This is a genomic window from Limnohabitans sp. MMS-10A-192, from assembly GCF_003063335.1.
Taxonomy (GTDB): domain Bacteria; phylum Pseudomonadota; class Gammaproteobacteria; order Burkholderiales; family Burkholderiaceae_C; genus Limnohabitans_A.
Genome location: NZ_NERX01000012.1, coordinates 1 through 22,032 on the forward strand (window position 1 = coordinate 1; position 22,032 = coordinate 22,032).

A 22,032-nucleotide genomic window follows, 5' to 3' on the forward strand; every position below is an offset into this window, starting at 1 on the left:
GCTTCAGCTTGCTTGAGGAATCCGATGATCTGCTCGTCGGTAAATCGTGTGGTCTTCATATCCGCCATTCTCCAAAATTAGCGAACTTAGTTCCATCGATTTGGTACGGCTCAGAGGGGGCAGGTCATATGCGCCAACTGAAGGGGTAACCGATGACTGCACTCAAACTGCGGAAATGGGACAGCGCCCAACACCTCAAGACCGAAGAGGACATGGCGCTCTATATGGAGGCCTGCCTGCAAGAGGCAGGGGATGATGCTGCCAAGGCCCTGGGCACCATTGCCCGGGCCAAGGGCATGTCGCAACTTTCGCGCGTACGGGCCTGGGCAGGGACAGCCTCTACAAGGCGTTGTCAGGGGAGGGCAACCCCAGCTTTGCCACGATCCTGAAAGTCACGGCGGCGCTGGGCATCCAGCTCCACGCACAGCCCATGCAGGCGGGGTAAGCGTGATGGGTGTTGGGGTAGGAGCGTTTGTGGCTCATGTCCTGTAAAGGCTGGATGCAGTCGTAGCTACGTGGCAAGTCACCGGCAGTAACCGACCCATTGCAGCCGGTCACATCTTTTAAGACGTTGACTTGTTTGTAGCGGTTGCTGCCGGTCGTGTCCCGCAGTCATTTGTGGGCTTTCTGCCAGTAGCGGTCGGTCGATCTTTAACCATCAGGCTCGGCAGCCGGTCAGTTCGGTCATAGGCCAATGACCGCTACCACACATCCTATCCAGTGCTGACGGATAGGATCCATTGATGCATGGGCCAATTTGCACAACAGGCTATGACGCCCAATGAACAGGGAGCCCTGCACATTTTCGATGCAGCGACGTTTTCTTACTGAACTAGCTGGATGTCAGTGACGATCATCTTGCCACCTTCATTGATCACCATAAACTTAATTTTTTCGCCTGGCTTGATGCTGGTCAATAAACTCTTATCTTTAGCAGTAAATACCATTGTCATTCCCGGCATATCCATATGTTTGATTTCGCCGTGTTTGATCGTGACCTTGCCAGTTTCGAGATCAATTTTCTTGACCTCTCCGTCGGTTAAAGACGGCGTCATTTGAGACATGTTCATCTTGCTGTGATCCATGACAGCTTGGGAAAAACTGCTTAAGGGAAGAGCCGCACCAATGGTCAATAGTGCAATTGCAATTTTCGTTTGAATATTTTTCATATTTTCCTCATGAGTAAGAGTTAAAAACTTTTGATGATCCGTCTTTTTGGATTAGCAAGACTTGATACGCGTCACGCCTTGCGCCGTAGACAGGACCGTCCATTCCAGGAGATCCGATAGGCATCCCCGGAACGGCAAGACCTAACGCTTGTGGTTTTTCTTTGAGTAAACGTTGAATGTCTTCGGCTGGCACATGCCCCTCAATCACATATCCACCGACCAGAGCTGTATGACATGAAGCGAACTTTTGAGGCATACCCAGTCGAGCCCGCGCTGCGTTATTACCTTGATCGTTTACTTTCAAAGAAAAATTATTCTTTTCTAAATGAATAATCCAGTCTTTGCAACAGCCACAGTTAGGGTCTTTCCAGACTTGTATAGCTATAGCGTTTGGGCTGGCTGCAATAGCAATTGAGGACGAGCACATTGAAGCTATTCCCAACAATAGCAACCGCCTCGTTGAATTTTTTGAACTGTTTTTGTCAGTCATTTCAGCAGCCCTATCCTGTAATGAAATTACTTCTTGCCAACCTTGATCGCGCCCTTCATCCCAGCTTCGTAGTGGCCTGGCATCAAGCAGGCAAAATTTACGGTTCCAGTCTTCGTGAATTGCCAAACAATTTCGCCTTGCTGTCCTGGAGATAGTGTCACTTTGCCAGGTTCGTCATGTTCCATATCTGGGAATTTTTTCATCTGCTCCAGATGCTCGAGCAATTCCTTCTGGGTGCCCAGACTCAATTCGTGCTTGACCTTTCCTTGATTCTTGACAACAAAGCGGACCGTCTCTCCTTGCTTGACCTGAATAGATGAGGGTGTGTAACGCATGTTATCCGTCATATCGACATTGATGGTCTGCGTTACCTTGGAGGCAACACCTGGTTTGCCAATTGCGGTTTCCTCGTCAGCATGGCCATGCCCACCGGCGTGCTTTCCAGCCGCAAAAGCCGACGCTGACAGGGTCAGAGCAACCAAAACAAAGATTTGGCGAGAAGTGATGTACTTGGATTTCATTCGTTAACTCCGGAAAAAAATTCAGTGATTGCTATGTGATGAGGGCTTGCGCACCTTGACTTCGGTCGTTTTGGCGGGCATCTGGGCGCGAGGCATGGACTGCCCACCCTCCGCCTTGAAGCGCGCTGGTTCAGTCAACGGCCCGGTGTACTCATGGGCTACCGTGCCTTCGGGATGCTTGTACCAACCCGGGTCCTTGTAGTCCCCCGGCTTTTGATTACGGCGGACCTTCAGAACGCTGAACATGCCACCCATTTCGACCGATCCGAAGGGGCCTTGGCCAGTCATCATCGCAGCGGTGTTGTCAGGGATGGGCATTTCCATCTCAGTCATGTCGGCCATACCACGCTCACCCATGACCATGTAGTCTGGAATCAGGTTATTGATCTTCTTGGCGATGCCACGGTGATCCACACCAATCAATGTCGGAACGTTATGACCCATGGCGTTCATGGTGTGATGGCTTTTGTGACAGTGGAAGGCCCAGTCCCCTTCCTCATCTGCCAGAAACTCGATCTGTCGCATCTGACCGACGGCCACATCGGTCGTCACTTCATGCCAGCGGGTGCTCTTGGGTGTCGGGCCACCGTCCGTACCAGTGACGAGGAACTCATGGCCGTGCAAATGTATGGGGTGGTTCGTCATCGTCAGATTGCCAATGCGAATACGCACCTTGTCGTTCAGGCGAACATTGAGGCTGTCAATGCCTGGAAATATCCGGCTATTCCAGCTCCACAGGTTGAAGTCCAGCATTGTCATGATCTTGGGGGTGTAGCTGCCCGGATCGATGTCATAGGCGTTGAGTAGGAAGCAGAAGTCTCGCTGGACCTCATCAATCAGATCATTCTTGACCTTAGGATGGGTCACCCAAAAGCCCATCATGCCCATGGCCATCTGTGTCATCTCATCAGCATGCGGGTGGTACATGAAGGTGCCAGGCCGGCGCGCGACGAACTCGTAAACAAACGTCTTGCCGGAGGGAATAGCCGGCTGGTTCAGTCCGGCCACACCGTCCATGCCGTTGGGCAGGCGCTGCCCGTGCCAGTGAATGGAGGTATGCTCTGGCAGCTTGTTGGTCACGAAGATCCGTACGCGATCGCCCTCGACCACTTCAATCGTGGGCCCCGGGCTCTGGCCGTTGTAGCCCCAGAGATGGGCTTTAAAGCCAGGGGCCATTTCCCGCACTACTGGTTCGGCGACCAGGTGAAATTCCTTGACGCCTTGATTCATGCGCCATGGCAAAGTCCATCCATTCAGCGTCACCACCGGGTTGTAGGCGCGTCCGCTGTTGGGGACAAGCGGCGCCATGGTGTTAGGGCTGGTCTGTATTACAGGCTCAGGCAGAGCGGCCATCGCCACGCGGCTGACCGCGCTGGCGGCCACGGCACCACCAGCAATCCCGGCGTACTTAAAAAAGTCTCTTCTGGAAGTCATCGTTGTATCTTTCATTCAATGAGGCGCAGCGCCACCGGCTGGCGCACTGGGCATGGCTGCCAGCGGAGTGTTCATCGGTCGCCCGACCAGTGAGGCTTGTAGCGCGGCATCCGCTAGCCAAAACTGCTGCTCGGCTCCGATCGCAGCCATGACCGTAGAGACCTGATCACGTGAGTCCGCCAGCAACTCGAAGATGCCGATGATCATTCCGTTGTAGCGCAGTTGGTTCTCTTCTGAGATCACCTTACGAAGCGGTATCACCTCGTCCCGGTTGTGCCGTGCAATGTCATAAGCCGTGCGATAGGATGAGTAGCTTTCTCGCAAGCTTGAACCCGCCGAGCGGACGGTCGCCTCAAGCTGATTGGCTGCGGCCAAGGTGCGTGCGTTCATGGCATCGCGCTGCATGCCCCCCCAATCAAAGATGGGCAGGCGTACCGCGATTTCATACCCTCGCGCTACGCTGCGCTCACCCGCCACGCTGTTCGTGCTGGTGTTGCGCATGGCCCTCAGTTCAATGTCGGTGATGCTGGTGACCATGTTCAAACCCTGGGCTCTGGCGGAAGCATCCAGTGTGCTTTGGGCAAGACGGATGTCGAGGCGGTTACGCGTAGCAAACGTCGCAACGCCCTGCGGATCGAGCGCCTGTTTGGGTAGTTCAGGCAAGCGGTCCGGCAGTTTGAGCATCTGGGCCTGTTGGGCATCCAGACCGAGTACGCGTACGAACTCTTCGCGGGCAGCAGTTACTTGGTGAGTTGCTGTTGCCAATCGGGTCCCTGCGTCCGCATAGAAGGCCTGCTCACGAGCCCGTGTGAGGCGATTGAAGTTGCCTATGGCCTGCATCCTGCGAGCCAGTTCGGCACTCGCTGCAGCGCTTTCATACACCTGCTTGGCATACTGAAGCGTCTGTTGGGCAGCCACGGCGCGGACCCATGCCTGGCGCACGCGGGTGACCTGGTCGACCACATCACTCGACAGTCGCAGATGGGCCACTTCGATGCGACGGTTGGCGATTCCCTGGCGACTAGGGAGGGTCAGAATATCGAGCAGACCAAAGGAAAGCGTACGGTTTAACTCCAGCGCATCACCGGCCACCATGCGTTCCAGGGAGAAGACCGGGTTTGCAATTCTGCCCACCTGTGCCGCATCTGCGGACTCCGCCCAACCTTGAGCCAGCAGCGCCTGGAGCGATGGGCTGTTGACGAGCGCCAGCTGGACCGCCTCGCGCTGACCCAGAATGTTTTGAAGCAGCTTCTGGGCCGCCTGCGCACGCTGTTCGCGCTCATCGGCAGTCCGCGCGAGAGAAATCTGCCCTTCGGCAAAACTCTTGGCCTCCTCGTTCACCCGGGCAACGTTTTGTTCGAGGCTAACAGTGGCGCAACCGGCAAGCGTGGCCAAGGCGATCGCGGATAGCGCCAGTTTCCCTAGCGAGGTGCTTGGGATGCGCTTCATGGCTTGACTCCCCCATGATGACTAGATTGCGTATCAGGCACTTCAGAGGCATCCTTTAGGGCCTCACCTGTCGCGACCTCCTTGGCATAGCTGCGCCAGCCTCCAATACGACCTACCAAGTCGTTGGCTTTGACCCAGGACTGAATGGCCTGGTCGTTGTAGGGGCGGAAGTCACTAAGTGCAGACTTGTACTCAACTTCCACCACCGAAAGATTTTTCACGGGCTCTTTGTTGGCTTGGGCCGCGGCTACACCAGCTAACATGGCACAACTCAGGGCGAGACATGTCTGTGCGAATAATAGTGAACGTCTGACGAGCATGGTTTCCTCAATGTGATCGGTAACATAGACAGGGGGAATTATTAAAATACCAAGTCGTCAGCACGATGTCGAAAAGATTACATATTTGTCATCTCGCCATCGCAATAAATGGAAGTCGTCATACTCAGGTCTGCCAAAGAGGGTCAGTTGCCAATGAAAATTTTGATTGTGGAAGATGAGCCTAAGACCGGGGCATATCTGCGCCAGGGACTGATCGAGGCCGGTTTCGTTGTGGACTTGGCCAGAAATGGGCCCGACGGCCTTCACCTAGCTCTTGGCGGTAACTACGATCTCGCGATCCTGGATGTGATGATGCCGGGCATGAGCGGTTGGGAGGTCCTGCAGGCGATACGTCATGAAGGCCTACAAGTGCCAGCCATGTTTCTCACCGCCCGCGATCAGGTGGAAGATCGCGTGAAGGGGCTTGAATTAGGCGCCGACGATTACCTCGTCAAGCCGTTTTCCTTTGCCGAGCTCTTGGCCCGAGTTCGCACCATTGTGCGCCGCGGTCGTAGTGGCACCGAATCCACGACCTTGCAGGTGGCAGACCTCCAACTTGATCTGCTACGCCGCCGCGTCACCCGAGACGGCAAGCGCCTTAATCTTACCGCCAAGGAGTTTGGATTGCTGGAACTGCTGATGCGTAGGCAGGGAGAAGTCCTGCCCAGGTCGCTGATCGCCTCTCAGGTTTGGGACATGAACTTCGACAGCGACACTAACGTCATCGAGGTGGCCATGAGGCGTCTGCGCGTCAAGATCGATGATGATCACCAGTTCAAGCTGATCCAAACTGTACGCGGCATGGGCTACGTGCTCGAAGCGCCGGAGGGTCGCTAGATGTTTCGCAGGCTGTCACTGACATCCCGCCTCACCATCTTTTTTATAGCGCTGGCCAGTTCGGTCATCCTGGGCTTGGCGCTTCTTTTCATGGTAGAGGCTGATAGGCACTTCGTCGACCTCGATAGCGCCGCCTTGGATGATAAAAAGCACCTGATCGAGGGCATTCTGGCCAGTTCTCGATCCCATGAAGAAGCTCGCAGTCGCCTGAACGAAGCATTGAGCCATCACCACAGCCTTTACGCTCTGGTCAAAGGACCGCAGGGTGAAAAGTTGTACCAGACCAACGGATACAGCGGCCCGACTACGCAAGCATCATTCATCACGAATGACGACGGCCACGGGCTTCAGTCTTGGAGGAGTGGCGGTCGCGAGTTCCATGAGATGAGCTTTACTGCTGGCATGGTTCAGGGAATGGCCGGGCCGCTCCAAATATCACTCGCCGTCGATACGCAGCACCACCAAGAATTCATGAGGGAGCTCCGGCGCAGCATTGCGATCTATGCTGTGCTGGCCATTCTTCTAAGCGGATTCTTGGCTTGGTTCGCGGCTCATCAAGGCATGTCTCCGCTGCGCGCAATGAAACGTCGCGCCGCTGCAGTGACAGGCCAACAGTTGCAAGAGCGCATGCCCGAGGATGCCGTCCCGATTGAAATGGCAGATTTGGCAAGGGAACTCAATGAGATGTTGGGTCGCCTGCAGAACGACTTCAAACAGCTTGCTGATTTTGCGGCGGATTTGGCACATGAACTTCGCACACCCATCAGCAATCTCCTCACCCAAACACAGGTGACGCTGTCCACCCAACGCGACCTTAAGACATACCAAGATACGCTGGCGTCCAACGCAGAGGAATTGCAGCGTTTGGCTCGGGTGGTATCAGACATGCTATTCCTCGCCAAGACAGAGCGGGGGGTAGACCTGCCCCATAAGGAGTCCTTCTCGGCAGCACAAGGAGCTCGCGAACTCGTTGAATTTTATGAAGCCGTTGCGGACGAAAAACGCATCTTGATGAGCGTGGAAGGTGATGGGCGAATCTATGGCGATCGTTTGATGTTCAGACGTGCCTTGAGCAACCTCCTATCCAATGCGCTCAGGCATGCACCAGTCGGCGGTGTAGTGGGCGTCAGAATCGAAAGTTCGTCGCGTGGAATTGAAGTCACTGTCAAAAACACGGGCAAGGAGATTCCATTGGATGTCCAGCAGAGAGTCTTCGAGCGCTTCTATCGCGCAGACTCAGCACGCAGGCACCCAGCTTCTGACGGGGCAGGCTTGGGGCTGTCGATTACCAAAGCCATCGTCGAGGCCCATGGCGGGGCGATCTCGGTTACTTCAGACCAGGAGTGGACTCGATTCAGGCTTGTTTTTCCAGAGCTTCAAGCAAGGATGAGGCAAGCGACTGAACTACTTAGTCGGCCCTGAATAACGCCTTTTGCGTGAACAAGAGAGGGCCGGATCGCGCTGTACCGATTCATAACAACCGCCGCAGCGGGCGCAAACAAATGAGACTGCCCAATGAGCAATCAAGGCGACCGGGGAAACTGCTGCGGCCGTGGGACGTGGCGGCCACACCGCTGGAACTGGCGCTGGCCAGGGGCCACCGGTGGTTGGCAATGCTGGAGTACGGCAAGTTGAAAAACCTGACTGAAATTGTAGCGCTGGAGGGAGTCGACAACAGCTACGTCAGCCGGATGGTGAATTTGACTACGCTGGCACCGGACATCGTCGAGGCGATTTTGGAGGATACGCTGCCGGATCACCTGACGCTGTTTGATCTTGCGGTGGACCCGCCTGCGCTGTGGGAGGAGCAGCGGTTACGGATTTGGTGAGACGGGACTGTAAAAGATAGTGATGGCGACTGACTCCAAGACAGCGGGGTGTCTGTAAAGCCAGCACCAGACCGCCCGATCATGTTCGCATAAGCACGGATCGCATACGCGGCATGTCGAGTGACCGGTATTTCAATTACAACGGTCCTCGTAGCTCCTCCCGCTTAAATGACCGGTAGTAATCGCCGCAACTATGACGTCCACTTACCGCGAGTGACTACAACCAGCCTAAATCACAGATTGATACAACAACAGCATCGTCCGCTTTTGGCCGAAAGCCGCCTCACCACGCTGAGAAAAAGCGTCAGGCCAACCGGTATGAACTTGTATGAAATCACCCCATACAAGCACCGAGGCACATGGCCACCCCTCTGCTGCGACACCACGGCTGGAAGGCACCCGAGACGTGCTGGACGTACTGACCTGCGGCATCGTCAGAACAGCAGCACGAGAGACCAAGCCGGAGCCCCTCATCCAGGCTCCAGCGACCCCGGCCGAACCCAGCCGAGAACTCCTGACCGAGAAAATGCTCGCCGATCGCTGGGTGTGTTCCGTCGCGCGGCTTCAGCGCTGGCGCACCGTCGGCGAGGGGCCGCCGTACTTGAAGATCGTGGGGATGTGGGAATCAACCAACGCAGGTATTGCAACGCGGTAGGCAATGCCTCTGACGGCCATGAAAATCCTGCAAGAAATACCAAAGGCAGCGTGGAGAAAAGAATCACTTGGAGGACCCGTTCGCGATCTCGGCACCACAGGCCCACCAATGAGCCCAGCGTGACGATGGCGGACAAGTACAGGACCAAGAAGACTAGGGATCCAGCAACGTTTCCTGCGCGCGGGTAGCCATAGAGCCAAAAAATCCATCCAAAATAAAACAGCCCAGACACCAATCCCGGCACGAGAAATGCCAGCCAGCGTCCAATCCAGACCATAGGACTTGCTTGAACTGCACGTTGCTCGACCCAGGTCGCCACCAACATCCCCACTCCCATCAGAAGGGTCTGATGCATGATCAGCAGGGCGACGGCAGGAACGATGAAGCTGCCGTAACCCTCTGTGGCGTTGAACAAGGCAATGGCTTGAAAATCCACCGGCGTACGAGTCTCACTTGCCTGACGAGGACTTTGACCCTTTGCCTCTCGCTGTCGGATTTCAATACCCGCCGATGCTGCACCTACGGCTTCCGCTAACCCGTACTGCACCGCCTTGCTGATGATGGGGTAGGCGCCGTTCGACACGATCGTCACCAAAGCTGGCATCCCCCTGGCGACGTTTGCCTTCAGGGTGTCTGGGAGAAGCAGGTAGCCTTCAATCTCGCCGCGACTCATGGCGGCCTGCGCGGCGCGCTCATCAGACGCTACGGCTTTGACCTCGATCCGTGGGTTGGCAAGTGCTAGGCGTTGGATCGTCCGTGACAGAGCCGAGTGATCCTGGTCGATGACCGCCACCGGCACTCGGGTCACGACCTCCGGACCGAAGAACCAAGGGTAGAAGAAAGCATAGAACAAGGGCGCTGCAAAAAGCAGCATCAATACGCCCTTGTCTCGCACAACATCGCGCAGCGTTGCGACGAACCCCGTCCTCAGGGTTCTTGAGTGGTGGAGGGTCATGTCAACGAGCTCCCCATGTCGATGGCTTGTTGCGAGCCTGGACCAAGCCCCACGCGGCCAGTGCGAGCAAACCCAGAGTGGCCAGCAGGAATGCCACAGGAGTCGCAGCACTCGCGCGGGCCGGCAAGCCCATCAGCAATTGCTCCGTCTGCAGCCGGATGTAGTGGGTGAACGGCATGGAAGTCGCCCATAGGCGAGCGCTGTCAGGCATTGCACTCAGTGGGAAGCTCATGCCACTGAATGCGAAGGCCGGGGCGGTTAGAAGTCCAGTCACGGACAACGCGGTCCGCAAAGACTTGGTCAGTGCGGCCACCGCAGCACCCGCGGCCAGAGACAGTGCCATGAGCAAAGCCAGGGCGAGGCAGATCCAGGCAAGATGCCCGGGGATGTCCCAGCCACGCCCGGCCGTGATGAACCAAAGCGCTCCGGTACCGATCCCCGTAAGCGTCATCCAGGGAATCGCCAGCTTGCCCAGCAGGGCGACCGCGACGGACCGCCCTCCCTCGTGTCCCAGCCACTGTCCTAGCGTCTTGTCCCTCAACTCTCGACCTACCGCCCAGGCACCAGCCGTCATTGCCAGAATGTGCAGGATGGCCGGGATCACGGCAGCAGTCAGGTACTTTTCGTAGTTACCGGACCCGTTGAACAGCACAATCGATTGAGTCTGGATCGGATTAAAGCTGGTCTTGGCCTGTTGGGGGGATTCACCTCGCTTGGTTCGAGCCGACACTTCGATACCGGCAGCCAAGGTCCCCACCACCGTGCGCACATCCCGCTGCAGCAGGCTCGAGTGCGTGGCAAACTGGGCGTTATGGCGCAGGGTGACTTCGGTCTTGACCCCGCGCTTGATGTCTCGCTCGAAGTCCCGGGGAATGTTGACCATCGCGTATACCCGCACGCTCCTGAGAGCGTTTTGGGCCGAGGATTCGCTGTCGAATTCGTCGACAACCTGAATGCCAGGCGAGGCGTCGAGCATGCGCACCAGTTGCCGCGACAGCCCGGAGTGGTCTTCATCTACCACGCCGACTGGCAGGTTCCTCGGGATGGCGCTGGAGAACATCCACACGACCAGCACCACGGCCAGCAAAGGCACCCACGTCACCATCGCCAGGTCCCAGGGGCTTTGGCCTAGGCGACGGGCTTCCCGCCTGGCGCTGTCGAAGAAGTGGTGCATGGTCAATTCAATCGACCAGAACGGACATGCCTGGGCGAACCCCCTCGATCACTTGGGACGGGCGGGCCCGGACCTCGAAGGTTTTGATGTCAAAGCCCTGATCGGAGCGCGTGGCACGCCAGGTGGCGAAATCGGGCATCACTGCTGCCCGGTACACCTTGAAGCGAACCTTGCGGCCTTTCAAGGCGGGCAAGGTGCCATCGAATTCCTTGCCGACGCCAAACTTATCGAGCTTGTCTTCGCGCACGTTGAGCACCACCCACTGATCTGCCATGTTGGCGACCGTGACCACAGGCACTCCTTGGGGCGAGATCTCGCCCACACGCCCCAGGACCTTGACCACTTCACCGGCCACCGGGCTCTTGAGCTCCGTCTCGGCCTTGGCCGCCTGAACTTCAGCCACGACGCCAGCCAATTGACGTGCCTGGGCGGCGGCAGCTTGCTTGTCTTCGGAACGTGCCCCGTCGCGCGCCATCTCATACTGGGCCTGCGCGGCCAAGGCCTGATCGCGGGCTGCCTTGAAATTAGCCTCAGCCTCGTCGCGCTTTTGTGCGGCGATCAAGCCGTCCCGGGCCAGTCCCTCAATCCGCTTGAACGATGCTTGTGATAGATCCGCCGCGGCCTGGGCGCGCTGCCAGTTCAGGCGGGCGATTTCCACCTCCTGGGGCCGGGCACCCTTTTGCGCCTTGGCCGCCGTGGCCTGGGCAGCCTCCTGGGCTGCCGTGGCCTGCGCCAATTTGGCGGTCACCTCGGGACTGTCCAGGCGAATGAGCGGTGAGCCCACCGTGATGACATCCCCCTCCTTGACGAGGATGTCTGCGATGCGGGCGCTGACCTTGGAAGCGACATCGACTTCCTGCACCTCCATCTGTCCCTGGAAGGCCTCCGCGCCAGGCTGCTGGGCCTTCCACAGGCCCAGGCCGAGAACTGCCACTGCGCCGATAGTGACCAGTGTGACGGGTAGTTTCTTATTCATCTCATTGCGCTTTCAGATCGGCACGGGCCATGTAGCTGGTGAATTGATCGGACAGACCGGCCACTTCCAGGAGATCGGCGAGGGCCTTAACATAGTCATAAGCCGACTGTGCCTGCTCGGTCTTGGTTTTAGCCAGGTTCACCTCTGCGTCGATCAGTTCTAATGTGGAGTTCGTCCCCGCCTTCTGGCCCTTGGTCTTGAGTTGGAGGACTGCATCGGCCAATTCCAGACTTGGGGCCAGGGACAGGAATTGACGCCTGGTCTGGTCAACGGCCATCCACCGTTTCTCGACCAGCAGCGCGATGTCATTTCGGGCCTGCTTGTCCTGGCTGTCCGCCATCTCGATGAGCCGATGCGATGCTTCGCTCATCAAGGAGCGGTCCACCCCCCCCCACAGACGCCAGCTGACTCCCACGCCCACGACCCAGTTGGCTTGGTCCGAGGAGCGGAGCTGGCGTTGCCCGAAGGCAAATATCGTGGGCTTCTTGTGGGACTCTTCCAGGGCATGAATCTGCTCGGCCTCATGCCGCTTGGCGGCCACCTTGCCCAATCCTGGGTGTCGTTCCAGAGCAGCGTCGATGAAGTAGCCAAGCGGCTCAATGGGTGAACTGATCACGAAAAGAGGGCTCATGGCTTGAACCCGTTCACCGTTGCGGATGGTTCTGGCCAACGCGGTAGACGCCAACTCAGCGTCATCCCGAGCCTTTTGGGCGTTCCGCTTGGCTTCCTCCATCGCAGCGCGGGCCTGGAGTCGCTCGACCTGTGCGACAAGGCCCGCTTCAAGCATTCGCTGCGTCGCGGCGTCATGCTCCTGGACGGCTCGAAAGGCCGCCTCGCGCAACCCGGCCGCGCGCTCAGCCAACTGGGCTCCGAAATAACGCTGCGCGAATTCCGTAAACACCTCTTGCTGCGCCTGGCGTCCGCCCGCCCGGGCCTCTTCGGTCTTGGCTTCTAAGGCCTGCTTGATGGCGGTGGTGGCGCCGCCGGTGTAAAGGGGCAATACAGCCGAGACAGAAGAGGTGTTGCCGCTGCGCTGAGTGCTCAGGTCGACACTGTTCGGCAGTTGCGGCAGGCGTGACAGGCCTGCAGCCAAGGTAGGGGGTAGAGCAGCAATGGACGAACCGATGGTGTGCGTCAGCGGTGACAGATCGACCCCCTGCACCGCGCCTTGGAACCTGTAGGAGGCGGCGCCTACGGACACCACGGGGCCGCCCAGGTAGCGGGTAGCCTGCTCCTTCAACTGCGCGCTCTCGACCGACAAGCGAGTCATTGCCAGACGATCAGAATTGGCTTGGAGGCGCCGTGCGGCCTCTTCGAAGCTGAGCGCTTCAGCCCGTGTCAGCGCGGGAACGCAGGCCGCCGCAGTTATCAAGGCACACAGTGACAGTTTGGTGCGCAATCGATTTGGTTGATTCAACATGGCATTCTCTTTGTCGGTACCAATCGGTACCATAATCGAAATTCTAATCGGATTATTGGTACTGTCAAGTACCTAATGTGAGATACTTGCGCGATGAGTCGCCCCCAAATTCCCGACGACGAGCATCGCACCCGGTTGCTGGAGGGGATGGCGCGGGCGGTCACGGCTTGTGGGTATGCGGAGCTCACGACATCAGACATCGTGCGCGAAGCGAACGTGTCCAAAAGAACCTTTTACCAATTTTTCAAAGATAAGAGCGAATGTCTGATTGCGTTGTTCAATCACTCTGCGCAGAGGATTGAGGCCACATTACGTGCAAGCATCGACCCACAGGGTGACTGGAGTTCCCAGATCGATCGGACCATCCAGATCTATCTGGAAACGTTGGCCGCCAATCCTGTGCTGCTACGTACCTTGTTTGTGGAAATCCTAGCGCTCGGCGCCGCAGGCCTGAGTGCCAGACGCATCGCCATGGAAAAAATAGCTGCTGTGCTCCTGGAAGCCGCTGCCTATCAGCGCGAAAACCAGATCCCGCAATGGCTTTCCACCAGTCTGATTGGGGGGGTCAATGAGATGGTGTTGCAGCATATTGAGCAAGACCAGATTGCCTTGTTGCCCCAGCTAAGCGGAAATGCTGCCGCGTTCATGAAAAACACAATCCAAATATTCACCCATGAGGGTGCGCCAAGAGGGAGTAAGCCCCGAGGCACTGTACGAGCAAGGCGGTGACCTGATCCCAGCGACGCCCAAGCAGTTCGCAACTTTGGTCTACGCCGAGAGCCGCAAGTTTGGTGCGGAAATCGAGTACCCCCCTCGATTGATCCTTTCGATGCTCCGGGCTTCGCCGTGCATGTCCGGCCCAGCCTTGGCGCTCATTGCACATTCGAGCGCTGCCATACGCATGGTGAGGGATGGGTGAGCACGCAGACTCATGCTTGTGATCTGACCGCAGGGCCCAGACCGCTCACAGTGGTCGGTGGTCACAGCCTGTAACCGCCGTTTCGGCGCTCATGGATCTGGAGCGGGCATTCGGAAACATCACGACAGGTCTATTCGAGCTCGGTTGCAACTGCCAGCCACCTCACAGCGCCTGACAACTTCCTGTGAACTCGCTCCGTTTCGCACTGTGGGCCTCACGGGATGGAACCAGCACTTCAAGTGGCGCATGCCTGCAAGGCCGTTTCGGTCTGAAGCCGTGTCTGCTCGATTAAATATTCCAAAAATATCCGTGTCCGGTCGGGAATGAACTTGCGGCTTGGCAGCGCCGCATACAAGCTGACCCGCCCAGTGATCCAGGGCGAGAGCACCCGCTTCAAGGTGCCTTGCGTGAGGTAAGGCGCTGCGATCTCCATCGACAAGGACATGATGCCTGCCCCGTCGATCACGGCTCTGAGTGTTGAATCACAACGAAAACTGGGCCAAATTTGGGGAGAATCACACTGAAAACTGAGCCACGTTGACGGCTACGCTGCTGAATTTTTCAGCAAGGTGGTCAGGAGTGATCAACGTGAGCACATTGAGAAAATTGCGCCGCCTCGTGCTGAGGGATGGCGTATCGGTGCGGGAGGCCAGCCGGCGGCTGGGGATCTCGCGCAACACGGCCAGCAAGTGGTTATCTGAGCCCGAGATGCGGGAGCCGAAGTATCCGAAGCGGGTGAAGGTGGTGAGCGTCCTGGGGCCTTTTGAAGAGACCCTGGCCCGCTGGCTCAAGGCCGACCAGCACCGCAATAAGCGCGAGCGCCGCGGCATCAAGGCCATGTTCGAGGCCTTGCGCGCCATGGGCTACGGCGGCAGCCGTGGGCCGGTGTACCGCTTTGCCCAGCAGTGGCGCCTAGAGCAAGACCACAACGCCCGAGGGGCGGGGTTTGTGCCGTTGTCCTTTGAACTGGGTGAGGCGTTCCAGGCCTATGCGCACGAAGTGACCGCATTTTTCATGGACGAACTGATGCGCCACGGCGTGACCACTGCGCTGTGCTTTGCCACAGCTCACCCCGAGTCGATCGATGTGTTCATGGCCGAGGCACAACAACGGCGCCTGCGCATGGTCACCGGCAAGGTGCTGCAAGACCGCCACAGCCCTGACGGCCTGCGCGACTCCGACACGGCCTTGAGCCTGCGCCAGACCGAAGACCTGATCCGCCGCTGGCACGGCGTGGACCGCCTGGGCTATGCCACCACGCCGCGCTTTGCGCCCACCAGCAGCCCTGAGCAGCTGCATGGCGCAGGCGAGATCGCGCAGCAGTTTCCCGATGTGTGGATCCAGTCGCACGTGGCGGAAAACCTCGACGAAATCCGCTGGGTGAAAGAACTGTTCCCCGAAGCGCGCAGTTATCTGGACGTGTACGACCGCGCAGGCCTGCTGCGGCAACGCTCGGTTTATGCGCACTGCATCTACCTCGATGAAGCCGACCGTTGCCGCATGGCCGAAGTGGGTGCCACCGCCGCCGTGAGTCCCACCAGCAACCTGTTTCTGGGCAGCGGCTTTTTTGACTACACCGCCTCGGACGCGGCGAGCTTGCGCTATGGCCTGGCCAGCGATGTGGGCGGCGGCACCAGCTTCAGCCCTTTCCACACCATGCACGCGGCCTACACCGTCGCAAGGCAAAGTGTGGGGCATCCTGGCATCAGCCTCGCGCCCGAACACCTGTGGTGGCAACACACGGCAGGTGCCGCCGCCGCGCTGGACCTGGACGGCAAAGTGGGCAACCTGCTGCCCGGCTGCGAGGCCGACTTCGTGGTGCTCAACCCCAAGGCCACGCCCCTGCTGGCCCGGCGCACCGCACAAACCGAGACTCTGGCCGAATGGCTGTTCGCCATGATCGTGCTGGGCGATGAGCGCTTGATTGCGCACACGGTGGTTCAAGGACAACTCAGCCACAGCGACATGGCTCAAAACCATTGAGTGCACATGGCGCAAAAAAAGCGGCGTCATCGACGCCGCTGAAAATGGGCCGGATAGGGCCATGCTCAGGCCATGCCCGGAGCCATCACCCCGATGGACAGGCTGGCCGTGTGGTGACTCATCAGATGTTGCGGTTGTAACGCTGTGGGTACAACTGGTTCAACTTCAGGCCAGTTTCACCATCCGCCATGATGTTGCCGGTGCGGAGGGCTTCGACCAACTCGGCCTTCACTTGCTCGCGGGTCTTGCCCTGAGCAGCAGACTTGGCGGGGTACAGGCCAGGGTTCACTTCATTGGCTTTTTGATGGGTTTCACCGTTGACGACGAAGTCGCCGGTGCGCAGGGCTTCGGCCAGTTCAGCTTTCACCTGTTCGCGGGTCTTGCCCTGAGCGGCCGACTTGGCGGGGTACAGGCCTGGGTTCAATTCATTGGCTTTTTGATGGGTTTCACTGTTGACGACAAAGTCGCCCGTGCGAATGGCTTCGGCCAGTTCAGCTTTGACTTGCTCACGGGTTTTGGCTGCAGATGCGTCGGCAGCCATGGCGTTTCCAGCAGCCAAGGCAGCAACAGCGAGGGTGATGGCGGAGAAATAAGAGCGGTTCATGATCAGGTTTCCTTGAAAGTTTGAAAAACGGTCTGCCTGTCGGATTGACGGGGCTTTGACCTGATCGGTGAAGCGTTGGTTGAAAGCGCTGCATCGATGGGTTGAACTGTAAAATTTCCGAATCAATAGAAAAACAATCAAAAACACATTGAGTTATTTCTAAATTAGAAACAATCAAGGGCTTGAAATCCCGTTTTGGAGTGCTTCATGGACCGTTTGTTGTCGATGCGCGTGTTTGAGCGCGTGGTGAATGAGGGGGGATTTGCCGCCGCTGCCCGTGCGCTGGACATGTCAGCGCCGGTGGTCACGCGCCTGGTGGCCGATCTGGAAGACCACCTGGGCACGCGCTTGCTGCAGCGCTCGACCCGCCGCCTGTCGCTGACCGAAGCGGGCCAGCAGTACCTGGGCCGTGTGCGCAGCATCCTGCAGGACATTGACGAAGCCGATGCGGTGGTCAGTGCGCAGACCACCGAGCTGGCGGGCCTGCTGCGACTGCATGCGCCACCGGTGCTGGCGACTTATGTGGTTGCGCCTTTGCTGGCGGAGTTTCGCAGGCGTTATCCCAAAATCCTGATCGAGCTGGAGGTGGAAACCTTGCGGGAGCCACCGATTGAGGACTTCGACATCACCTTGCTGGGCACCGATGAGAGCTTTAACGGCGATGTGATTGCGCGCAAAGTGCTGGAGTCCGAAGCCATTTTGGTGGCCTCGCCCGAGTACCTGCGCCAACGCGGCGCGCCGCAGCAACCACAGGACCTGATGCAGCACGATTGCCTGCGCCTGAAAATGCCCCACATGCGGCCTCGCATGTGGCAAATGTGGTGCCCCGACAACCCAACGCAGCCCATCGAGATCGACATCCAGCCGGTGCTGCTGGTCAACCACACCGACAGCCTGTTGCGCGCGGCGCTCGATGGCGCGGGCATCACCTCGGTGGCAATGGACATGGTGGCACCGTATCTGACACGCGGTGAGCTGGTGCGCGTGCTGGCACCGTGGATCACGGGTCGGCTGAGCATGTACGCGGCCGTGCCCACACGCAAATTCATGCCGCAACGCACCCGCGTTTTTCTGGACTTTCTGATCGAGGAGACACGTTTGCAGACGGCCAAGGCTTTGCAGGCTTGCGCCACTTGCTGAAGCTGCGCCCTCTCGGTTGGACTCCAGCCGACAACTGACCGCACAAAGGCGCGATGTTGTCGCTCAAAAACTCGCCTGCAACTGACCGACAATAAGGCATGACCGAAGGCAAGGAACACCCCATCGTCGACCCCAACCAGTCCCAGCGCGAAGCCGTGCGCCGGGGCATTGCGCAATTTCAGCAGCGCCTGCAGGCCGCCGGCCACGACCCCCTCCTGCCGTACCGCGGACAAAAAGTCAGGAGGTTCTGAGACGAAACGGGGTTTGAGACGCTTTTCGGGGGTGGGTGGCCATGGGGTCAGTCAGGAGCCCATAGCAAAAAGCCCCGCGTGGTGCGGGGCTCTGAGCGCCTTACAACCCGGCTGAGCGAGTTGGGAGGACTTGTTTTGGCGGAGCAGAAATTCTAGCCCCACTAACCTGCTCAGGTCCGGATGCATCGTTTTTTGATGGGGACGGGGATTCGAACTACCCCTCCCGGATGGGGCAGCTTTCGGCCCAAAGCGGGTCTACGTTTCGGGCCTTGAATTCCATTCCTCAGAGGAGAAATCCGCTCGTTTTACCTTTTCGAGGGGATGGGCTCATTTAGCCGACTTGTCGCCCGTGTTTGTGAACAAGGTGGCCTGGGCCGCTTGGGAAACTTTAGCCATGTCGGCGCTGGGCACCGCTATGGCGGCGGTTTTGGGCCTGGCGCTGGCGGTGCCGGCCAGCCGCTTGAGCACCCAAGACCCGGCTTGGCTGCGCAGCCCCACACGCTGGTTGCTCAATGCGTTGCGCGCCATTCCCGAACTGGTGTGGGCGGCTTTGCTCTTGATCTCGGCAGGTCTCGGGCCCATGGCGGGGACATTGGCGCTGGCCTTGCACACCAGTGGCGTGCTGGGTCGCCTGTTTGCCGAGGCCATGGAAAACGTGCCCACCGGGCCGGGCGACGCCTTGCGCACCCAGGGCGTGGGTCCGCTGCGCGTGTTCTTGTATGCCACCTTGCCGCAGGTGCTGCCGCAGCTCATGAGCTACACCCTGTACCGTTGGGAAAACAACATCCGCGCTGCCGCCGTGCTGGGCGTGGTGGGTGCGGGCGGCTTGGGGCAGTTGCTGTCTTTCCACATGGGCCTGTTCCACATGAACAAGACCGCCACCATTTTGGCGGCCATGCTGCTGATGGTGGCTTGCGTGGACGCGCTGAGCTTTGCGGCGCGGCGTTGGCTCACACGCTGAGGCGCGGAGAGGTTCCTTCAGGCCTGTCGCCGCCGCTGTGGCCCTGCGCCAAATGTCGGGCCATGTGAGGCCTTTGCATCTGCCCTATATTCGGGACCATGCCGCACGACATTTCCCTCATCACTACCCTGGCCGCAGGCTTCAGCATCGCACTGGTGCTGGGCTTTGTGGCCGAGCGCATGAAGGTGCCCGCCCTTGTGGGTTACCTGTTGACCGGCATCCTGATCGGCCCCGCCACACCCGGCTTTGTGGCCGATGTGAAACTGGCGGCGCAGCTGTCGGAGATTGGCGTCATGCTGCTCATGTTTGGCGTGGGCCTGCATTTTTCATTCAAGGATTTGCTGGCGGTGCGGCGCATCGCGGTGCCCGGCGCGGTGGTGCAGATGGGTCTGGCCACGCTCTTGGGCATGGGGGCGGCCTGGGCCTGGGGCTGGTCCTGGGGTGCGGGCCTGATTTTTGGTTTGTCCCTGTCGTGCGCGAGCACGGTGGTGCTGCTCAAGGCGCTCGAAGCGCGGGGTGTGCTGGACAGCATGAATGGCCGCATCGCCGTCGGCTGGCTGGTGGTGGAAGACCTCGCCACGGTGCTGGTGCTGGTGCTGATGCCGCCGCTGGCCGGTGTGCTGGGGAGTTCGGTGGTCCCTGCACCCGGTGCCGAGCCGCTGTGGGTCACGATCGGCAAAACCCTGCTGCAGGTGGCGGCCTTCATCGCCATCATGCTGGTCGCGGGACGCCGCGTCCTGCCCTGGCTCTTGTGGCACATCTCGCGCACCGGCTCGCGCGAGCTGTTCACTTTGTCGGTCATCACCGCCGCCATCGGCATTGCCTACGGTGCGGCGCAGCTGTTCAGCGTGTCCTTCGCCCTCGGGGCTTTTTTCGCGGGCATGGTGATGCGCGAGTCGGAGTTCAGCCACCGCGCCGCCGAGGAGTCGCTGCCTTTGCGCGATGCGTTTTCGGTGCTGTTTTTTGTGTCGGTGGGCATGCTGTTCGAGCCGGGCATTTTGTTGACGCAACCTCTGCATGTATTGGCTGTTGTGGCCATCATCATCGTCGGCAAATCGGTGGCGGCGTTGGCGATTGTGTTGGCCTTTCGCTACCCGCTGAACACGGCCCTCACGGTGTCGGCCAGTCTGGCCCAGATCGGCGAGTTTTCTTTCATTCTGGCGGGACTCGGCTTGTCGCTGGGCTTGTTGCCGGCCGAAGGCATGAGCCTGGTGCTGGCTGCAGCGCTCATCTCCATCGCGCTCAATCCCCTGTTGTTCGCGGCCATCGAGCCGATGCGCCGCTGGATTCTGGCCCGCTCGGCCTTGGCCCGCAGTCTGGAGCAGCGCGACGACCCCTATGCCGAGCTGCCCACGAGCACCGAACGCAAGTACCTCTCAGGCCAAGTGGTGCTGGTGGGTCATGGCCGGGTGGGTCGGCGCATTGCTGACGCGCTCACGGCGGGCGGCATTCCGTTTGTGGTGGCCGATCAAAACCGCGAATTGGTCGAAGACCTGCGCAGCCAGGGGCTGGTGGCGGTGTCGGGCAACGCGGCCGATCCGGCGGTGCTGGTCCAGGCCCACATTGCCGATGCCGCCATGCTGGTGGTGGCCACGCACGACCCGCTGACGGTGCGTCAGATGGCCAGCACTGCACGCGCCTTGAACCCGGACATCGAGGTCGTGCTGTGCATGCACAGCGAAGACGAGTCGTCGATGTTGCGCAAGGACGGCGTGGGCACCGTGTTCTTTGGCGAGGAAGAGCTGGCCAAAGGCATGATCGGCCATGTGCTGGCGCGTTTTGCGGCGCACCAATCTTCCCCCGGGGCCACTGCAGCATCGGCCTGAACCTTGTGTAACGAGGCCGGTCCTGCCAAGGCTTGGCAGGTCAAAGCGCTCTTGGGGGTGGCTTCGCCGCACACGCGCGGGTTGGGTGCAGGTTCAAGAATGTCGGACCACAGGAGGCCTGGCTTTTGATCCCTGTTGGCCATGGCCGAGCAAATCGGTGGATGGTCCAAAAACCCTGCGTGCATGCCGCCGAAGCCTCAAGCTTCAATACTGCGGGCCTTGTCCATGAGGAAATCGATGCAGGTGCGTACCGCCCGGGTCTGGTGCCGGTTGGGCAGGTACAGCAGGTACATGTTGGTGCCGAAGATGCTGAGCCGGTAATCGTTGAGTGCGGTGAGCACCTCGCCGTTGGCGATCACGTCTTGCACCACATAGTCGGGCACCAGCCCGATGCCCAGGCCGGCCAGGATGCCTTGGCGCAAAAAGGGGTAGTGGTCGGAGATCAGGGTGGGCGCGAGCATGACCTCTTCGCGTTCGCCTTGTCGATAGCCGCGCAGTGACAGGTGTCGGCCTACCACGTTGGCAGTGATCAGGGCCTGGGTGCGCAACTGCGCCAGTTCGGTAGGCAAGCCGTGCGCCTGCACATAGGCCTTGGAGGCACAAGCCAGATAGCGCACGGTGCCGAACTCGCGCGCGATCATTTGCTGCGGTGGCTCGGGCAGGATGCGGACGGCGATGTCCACCTCGTCGCGCAGGTTGTCGATCCGATTTTCAAACACCACGTCGAGCACGATGCCCGGGTACAGGCGCTTGAACTCGACCAGCCAGTCCGACATCACCATCTGTCCGTAACCGCTGGGCACGCTCAGGCCCACACGCCCTTGCAGGCCCTGACCCAGATTGGCAATGGTTTCCTCGGCCGCCACGATTTCGTTGCGCACGGTACGCCCATGCTCGTACAGACGCCAGCCCACCTCGGTGGGTTCCACCCGTCGTGTGGTGCGCCGCACCAGTTCCACGCCCACGGCTTTTTCCAGTTGGCTCAGGTGGTAGCTGACGTTGGCGCGCGTCATCTTCAGCTTGCGCGCGGCCTGGCTGAGATTGCCCGCATCAATGATGTCGACCAGCAAGGTCAGGGACGAAAGATCCAGGCTCATACGTCAAATTTATTTGACACTC

At 59.2% G+C, this 22,032-nt stretch carries 21 protein-coding genes and 2 pseudogenes; 10 read left to right on the forward strand and 13 right to left on the reverse strand.

Annotated features, from left to right (window positions below):
• Positions 1-152 precede the first annotated feature (152 nt).
• Positions 153-445: pseudogene (locus B9Z43_RS16250) on the forward strand (addiction module antidote protein).
• Between the two features lie 379 nt (positions 446-824).
• Here B9Z43_RS16250 and B9Z43_RS16255 read toward each other — a convergent pair.
• Genes B9Z43_RS16255 through B9Z43_RS16280 form a run of 6 tightly spaced genes read right to left on the reverse strand, consistent with a single transcriptional unit; the run spans position 825 to position 5,326 of the window.
• The gene (locus B9Z43_RS16255) at positions 825-1,169 is read right to left on the reverse strand and encodes a copper-binding protein (protein WP_089957684.1); all 345 of its coding nucleotides are present in this window, start codon (positions 1,167-1,169) and stop codon (positions 825-827) included.
• 7 nt (positions 1,170-1,176) lie between these two features.
• Positions 1,177-1,659 carry a DUF411 domain-containing protein gene (locus B9Z43_RS16260; protein ID WP_089957688.1) on the reverse strand — a complete coding sequence of 161 codons (483 nt, stop codon included), beginning with the start codon at positions 1,657-1,659 and terminating at the stop codon, positions 1,177-1,179.
• Positions 1,660-1,685: 26 nt separating this feature from the next.
• Positions 1,686-2,180: a plastocyanin/azurin family copper-binding protein gene (locus tag B9Z43_RS16265; protein WP_108326983.1), complete on the reverse strand. Its 495-nt coding sequence runs from the start codon at positions 2,178-2,180 to the stop codon at positions 1,686-1,688.
• A 21-nt stretch (positions 2,181-2,201) separates the two neighbouring features.
• A complete protein-coding gene (locus tag B9Z43_RS16270) occupies positions 2,202-3,614 on the reverse strand; it encodes a multicopper oxidase family protein (protein ID WP_089958022.1) in 1,413 nt (470 codons plus the stop codon).
• Between the two features lie 15 nt (positions 3,615-3,629).
• Entirely contained in the window at positions 3,630-5,063 is a 1,434-nt protein-coding gene (locus B9Z43_RS16275) for a TolC family protein (RefSeq protein ID WP_108326984.1), read from the reverse strand.
• Positions 5,060-5,326, reverse strand: a complete 267-nt coding sequence (locus B9Z43_RS16280) for a hypothetical protein (RefSeq protein ID WP_228768226.1) — start codon at positions 5,324-5,326, stop codon at positions 5,060-5,062. Before B9Z43_RS16280 ends, B9Z43_RS16275 begins: the two co-directional genes overlap by 4 nt.
• Positions 5,327-5,536: 210 nt before the next feature.
• Here B9Z43_RS16280 and B9Z43_RS16285 point away from each other — a divergent pair, with 210 nt between their 5' ends.
• The 3 genes from B9Z43_RS16285 to B9Z43_RS16295 all read left to right on the forward strand — a co-directional run bounded on the left by B9Z43_RS16285 (position 5,537) and on the right by B9Z43_RS16295 (position 8,049).
• Positions 5,537-6,220, forward strand: coding sequence for a heavy metal response regulator transcription factor (locus B9Z43_RS16285; protein ID WP_090142681.1), 684 nt, complete (start codon positions 5,537-5,539; stop codon positions 6,218-6,220).
• On the forward strand, positions 6,221-7,642 hold the full coding sequence (locus B9Z43_RS16290) for a heavy metal sensor histidine kinase (RefSeq protein WP_108326985.1): 1,422 nt from the start codon (positions 6,221-6,223) through the stop codon (positions 7,640-7,642).
• 80 nt (positions 7,643-7,722) lie between these two features.
• Positions 7,723-8,049 (forward strand): LacI family transcriptional regulator, encoded by a 327-nt coding sequence (locus B9Z43_RS16295; RefSeq protein WP_315169774.1) that lies wholly within the window; start codon positions 7,723-7,725, stop codon positions 8,047-8,049.
• A 470-nt stretch (positions 8,050-8,519) separates the two neighbouring features.
• Here the strand turns inward: B9Z43_RS16295 and B9Z43_RS16305 are convergent, their stop codons facing one another.
• From B9Z43_RS16305 to B9Z43_RS16320, 4 genes are read right to left on the reverse strand one after another with little or no spacing between them, the layout of a single operon-like run.
• Entirely contained in the window at positions 8,520-9,659 is a 1,140-nt protein-coding gene (locus B9Z43_RS16305) for an ABC transporter permease (protein WP_233253973.1), read from the reverse strand.
• Between the two features lies 1 nt (position 9,660).
• Entirely contained in the window at positions 9,661-10,833 is a 1,173-nt protein-coding gene (locus B9Z43_RS16310) for an ABC transporter permease (RefSeq protein WP_090142671.1), read from the reverse strand.
• A 7-nt stretch (positions 10,834-10,840) separates the two neighbouring features.
• Positions 10,841-11,809, reverse strand: coding sequence for an HlyD family secretion protein (locus B9Z43_RS16315; RefSeq protein WP_090142672.1), 969 nt, complete (start codon positions 11,807-11,809; stop codon positions 10,841-10,843).
• A 1-nt stretch (position 11,810) separates the two neighbouring features.
• Positions 11,811-13,229: a TolC family protein gene (locus tag B9Z43_RS16320; protein ID WP_108326996.1), complete on the reverse strand. Its 1,419-nt coding sequence runs from the start codon at positions 13,227-13,229 to the stop codon at positions 11,811-11,813.
• Positions 13,230-13,322: 93 nt separating this feature from the next.
• Between B9Z43_RS16320 and B9Z43_RS16325 the strand changes: the two genes are divergently transcribed.
• A complete protein-coding gene (locus B9Z43_RS16325; RefSeq protein WP_090142673.1) occupies positions 13,323-13,958 on the forward strand; it encodes a TetR/AcrR family transcriptional regulator in 636 nt (211 codons plus the stop codon).
• 425 nt (positions 13,959-14,383) lie between these two features.
• Here B9Z43_RS16325 and B9Z43_RS16330 read toward each other — a convergent pair whose 3' ends face one another.
• Positions 14,384-14,614, reverse strand: coding sequence for a hypothetical protein (locus B9Z43_RS16330; RefSeq protein WP_090142674.1), 231 nt, complete (start codon positions 14,612-14,614; stop codon positions 14,384-14,386).
• A gap of 122 nt (positions 14,615-14,736) precedes the next feature.
• Between B9Z43_RS16330 and guaD the strand changes: the two genes are divergently transcribed.
• The gene (gene guaD / locus B9Z43_RS16335; protein WP_108326997.1) at positions 14,737-16,131 is read left to right on the forward strand and encodes a guanine deaminase; all 1,395 of its coding nucleotides are present in this window, start codon (positions 14,737-14,739) and stop codon (positions 16,129-16,131) included.
• A 121-nt stretch (positions 16,132-16,252) separates the two neighbouring features.
• Here guaD and B9Z43_RS16340 read toward each other — a convergent pair whose 3' ends face one another.
• Positions 16,253-16,735, reverse strand: a complete 483-nt coding sequence (locus B9Z43_RS16340) for a DUF4148 domain-containing protein (protein WP_108311825.1) — start codon at positions 16,733-16,735, stop codon at positions 16,253-16,255.
• Between the two features lie 207 nt (positions 16,736-16,942).
• On the opposite strand from B9Z43_RS16340, the gene B9Z43_RS16345 reads away from it, so the two are divergent.
• From B9Z43_RS16345 to ybaL, 4 genes and pseudogenes are all read left to right on the forward strand, one after another.
• Entirely contained in the window at positions 16,943-17,875 is a 933-nt protein-coding gene (locus B9Z43_RS16345; protein ID WP_108311096.1) for a LysR family transcriptional regulator, read from the forward strand.
• 98 nt (positions 17,876-17,973) lie between these two features.
• Positions 17,974-18,126 (forward strand): hypothetical protein, encoded by a 153-nt coding sequence (locus B9Z43_RS17200; protein ID WP_158270140.1) that lies wholly within the window; start codon positions 17,974-17,976, stop codon positions 18,124-18,126.
• Positions 18,127-18,466: 340 nt separating this feature from the next.
• Positions 18,467-19,087 (forward strand): annotated as a pseudogene (phnE, locus tag B9Z43_RS16350) (phosphonate ABC transporter, permease protein PhnE); the annotation flags it as partial.
• Positions 19,088-19,185: 98 nt separating this feature from the next.
• Positions 19,186-20,913, forward strand: a complete 1,728-nt coding sequence (gene ybaL, locus B9Z43_RS16355; protein ID WP_108326986.1) for a YbaL family putative K(+) efflux transporter — start codon at positions 19,186-19,188, stop codon at positions 20,911-20,913.
• A gap of 197 nt (positions 20,914-21,110) precedes the next feature.
• Here ybaL and B9Z43_RS16360 read toward each other — a convergent pair whose 3' ends face one another.
• Positions 21,111-22,004, reverse strand: coding sequence for a LysR family transcriptional regulator (locus tag B9Z43_RS16360; protein ID WP_108326998.1), 894 nt, complete (start codon positions 22,002-22,004; stop codon positions 21,111-21,113).
• Positions 22,005-22,032: the final 28 nt, after the last annotated feature.

Bases quoted from the DNA above. Each gene is read 5' to 3' on its own strand.
- B9Z43_RS16255 (WP_089957684.1), bottom strand. From the start codon at position 1,169: ATGAAAAATATTCAAACGAAAATTGCAATTGCACTATTGACCATTGGT.
- B9Z43_RS16295 (WP_315169774.1), top strand. From the start codon at position 7,723: ATGAGACTGCCCAATGAGCAATCAAGGCGACCGGGGAAACTGCTGCGG.
- B9Z43_RS16260 (WP_089957688.1), bottom strand. From the start codon at position 1,659: ATGACTGACAAAAACAGTTCAAAAAATTCAACGAGGCGGTTGCTATTG.
- B9Z43_RS16290 (WP_108326985.1), top strand. From the start codon at position 6,221: ATGTTTCGCAGGCTGTCACTGACATCCCGCCTCACCATCTTTTTTATA.
- B9Z43_RS16340 (WP_108311825.1), bottom strand. From the start codon at position 16,735: ATGAACCGCTCTTATTTCTCCGCCATCACCCTCGCTGTTGCTGCCTTG.
- B9Z43_RS16320 (WP_108326996.1), bottom strand. From the start codon at position 13,229: ATGTTGAATCAACCAAATCGATTGCGCACCAAACTGTCACTGTGTGCC.
- B9Z43_RS16325 (WP_090142673.1), top strand. From the start codon at position 13,323: ATGAGTCGCCCCCAAATTCCCGACGACGAGCATCGCACCCGGTTGCTG.
- B9Z43_RS16270 (WP_089958022.1), bottom strand. From the start codon at position 3,614: ATGACTTCCAGAAGAGACTTTTTTAAGTACGCCGGGATTGCTGGTGGT.
- B9Z43_RS16345 (WP_108311096.1), top strand. From the start codon at position 16,943: ATGGACCGTTTGTTGTCGATGCGCGTGTTTGAGCGCGTGGTGAATGAG.
- B9Z43_RS16315 (WP_090142672.1), bottom strand. From the start codon at position 11,809: ATGAATAAGAAACTACCCGTCACACTGGTCACTATCGGCGCAGTGGCA.
- B9Z43_RS16275 (WP_108326984.1), bottom strand. From the start codon at position 5,063: ATGAAGCGCATCCCAAGCACCTCGCTAGGGAAACTGGCGCTATCCGCG.
- B9Z43_RS17200 (WP_158270140.1), top strand. From the start codon at position 17,974: ATGACCGAAGGCAAGGAACACCCCATCGTCGACCCCAACCAGTCCCAG.
- B9Z43_RS16285 (WP_090142681.1), top strand. From the start codon at position 5,537: ATGAAAATTTTGATTGTGGAAGATGAGCCTAAGACCGGGGCATATCTG.
- B9Z43_RS16305 (WP_233253973.1), bottom strand. From the start codon at position 9,659: ATGACCCTCCACCACTCAAGAACCCTGAGGACGGGGTTCGTCGCAACG.
- B9Z43_RS16280 (WP_228768226.1), bottom strand. From the start codon at position 5,326: ATGTTAGCTGGTGTAGCCGCGGCCCAAGCCAACAAAGAGCCCGTGAAA.
- ybaL (WP_108326986.1), top strand. From the start codon at position 19,186: ATGCCGCACGACATTTCCCTCATCACTACCCTGGCCGCAGGCTTCAGC.
- B9Z43_RS16310 (WP_090142671.1), bottom strand. From the start codon at position 10,833: ATGCACCACTTCTTCGACAGCGCCAGGCGGGAAGCCCGTCGCCTAGGC.
- B9Z43_RS16265 (WP_108326983.1), bottom strand. From the start codon at position 2,180: ATGAAATCCAAGTACATCACTTCTCGCCAAATCTTTGTTTTGGTTGCT.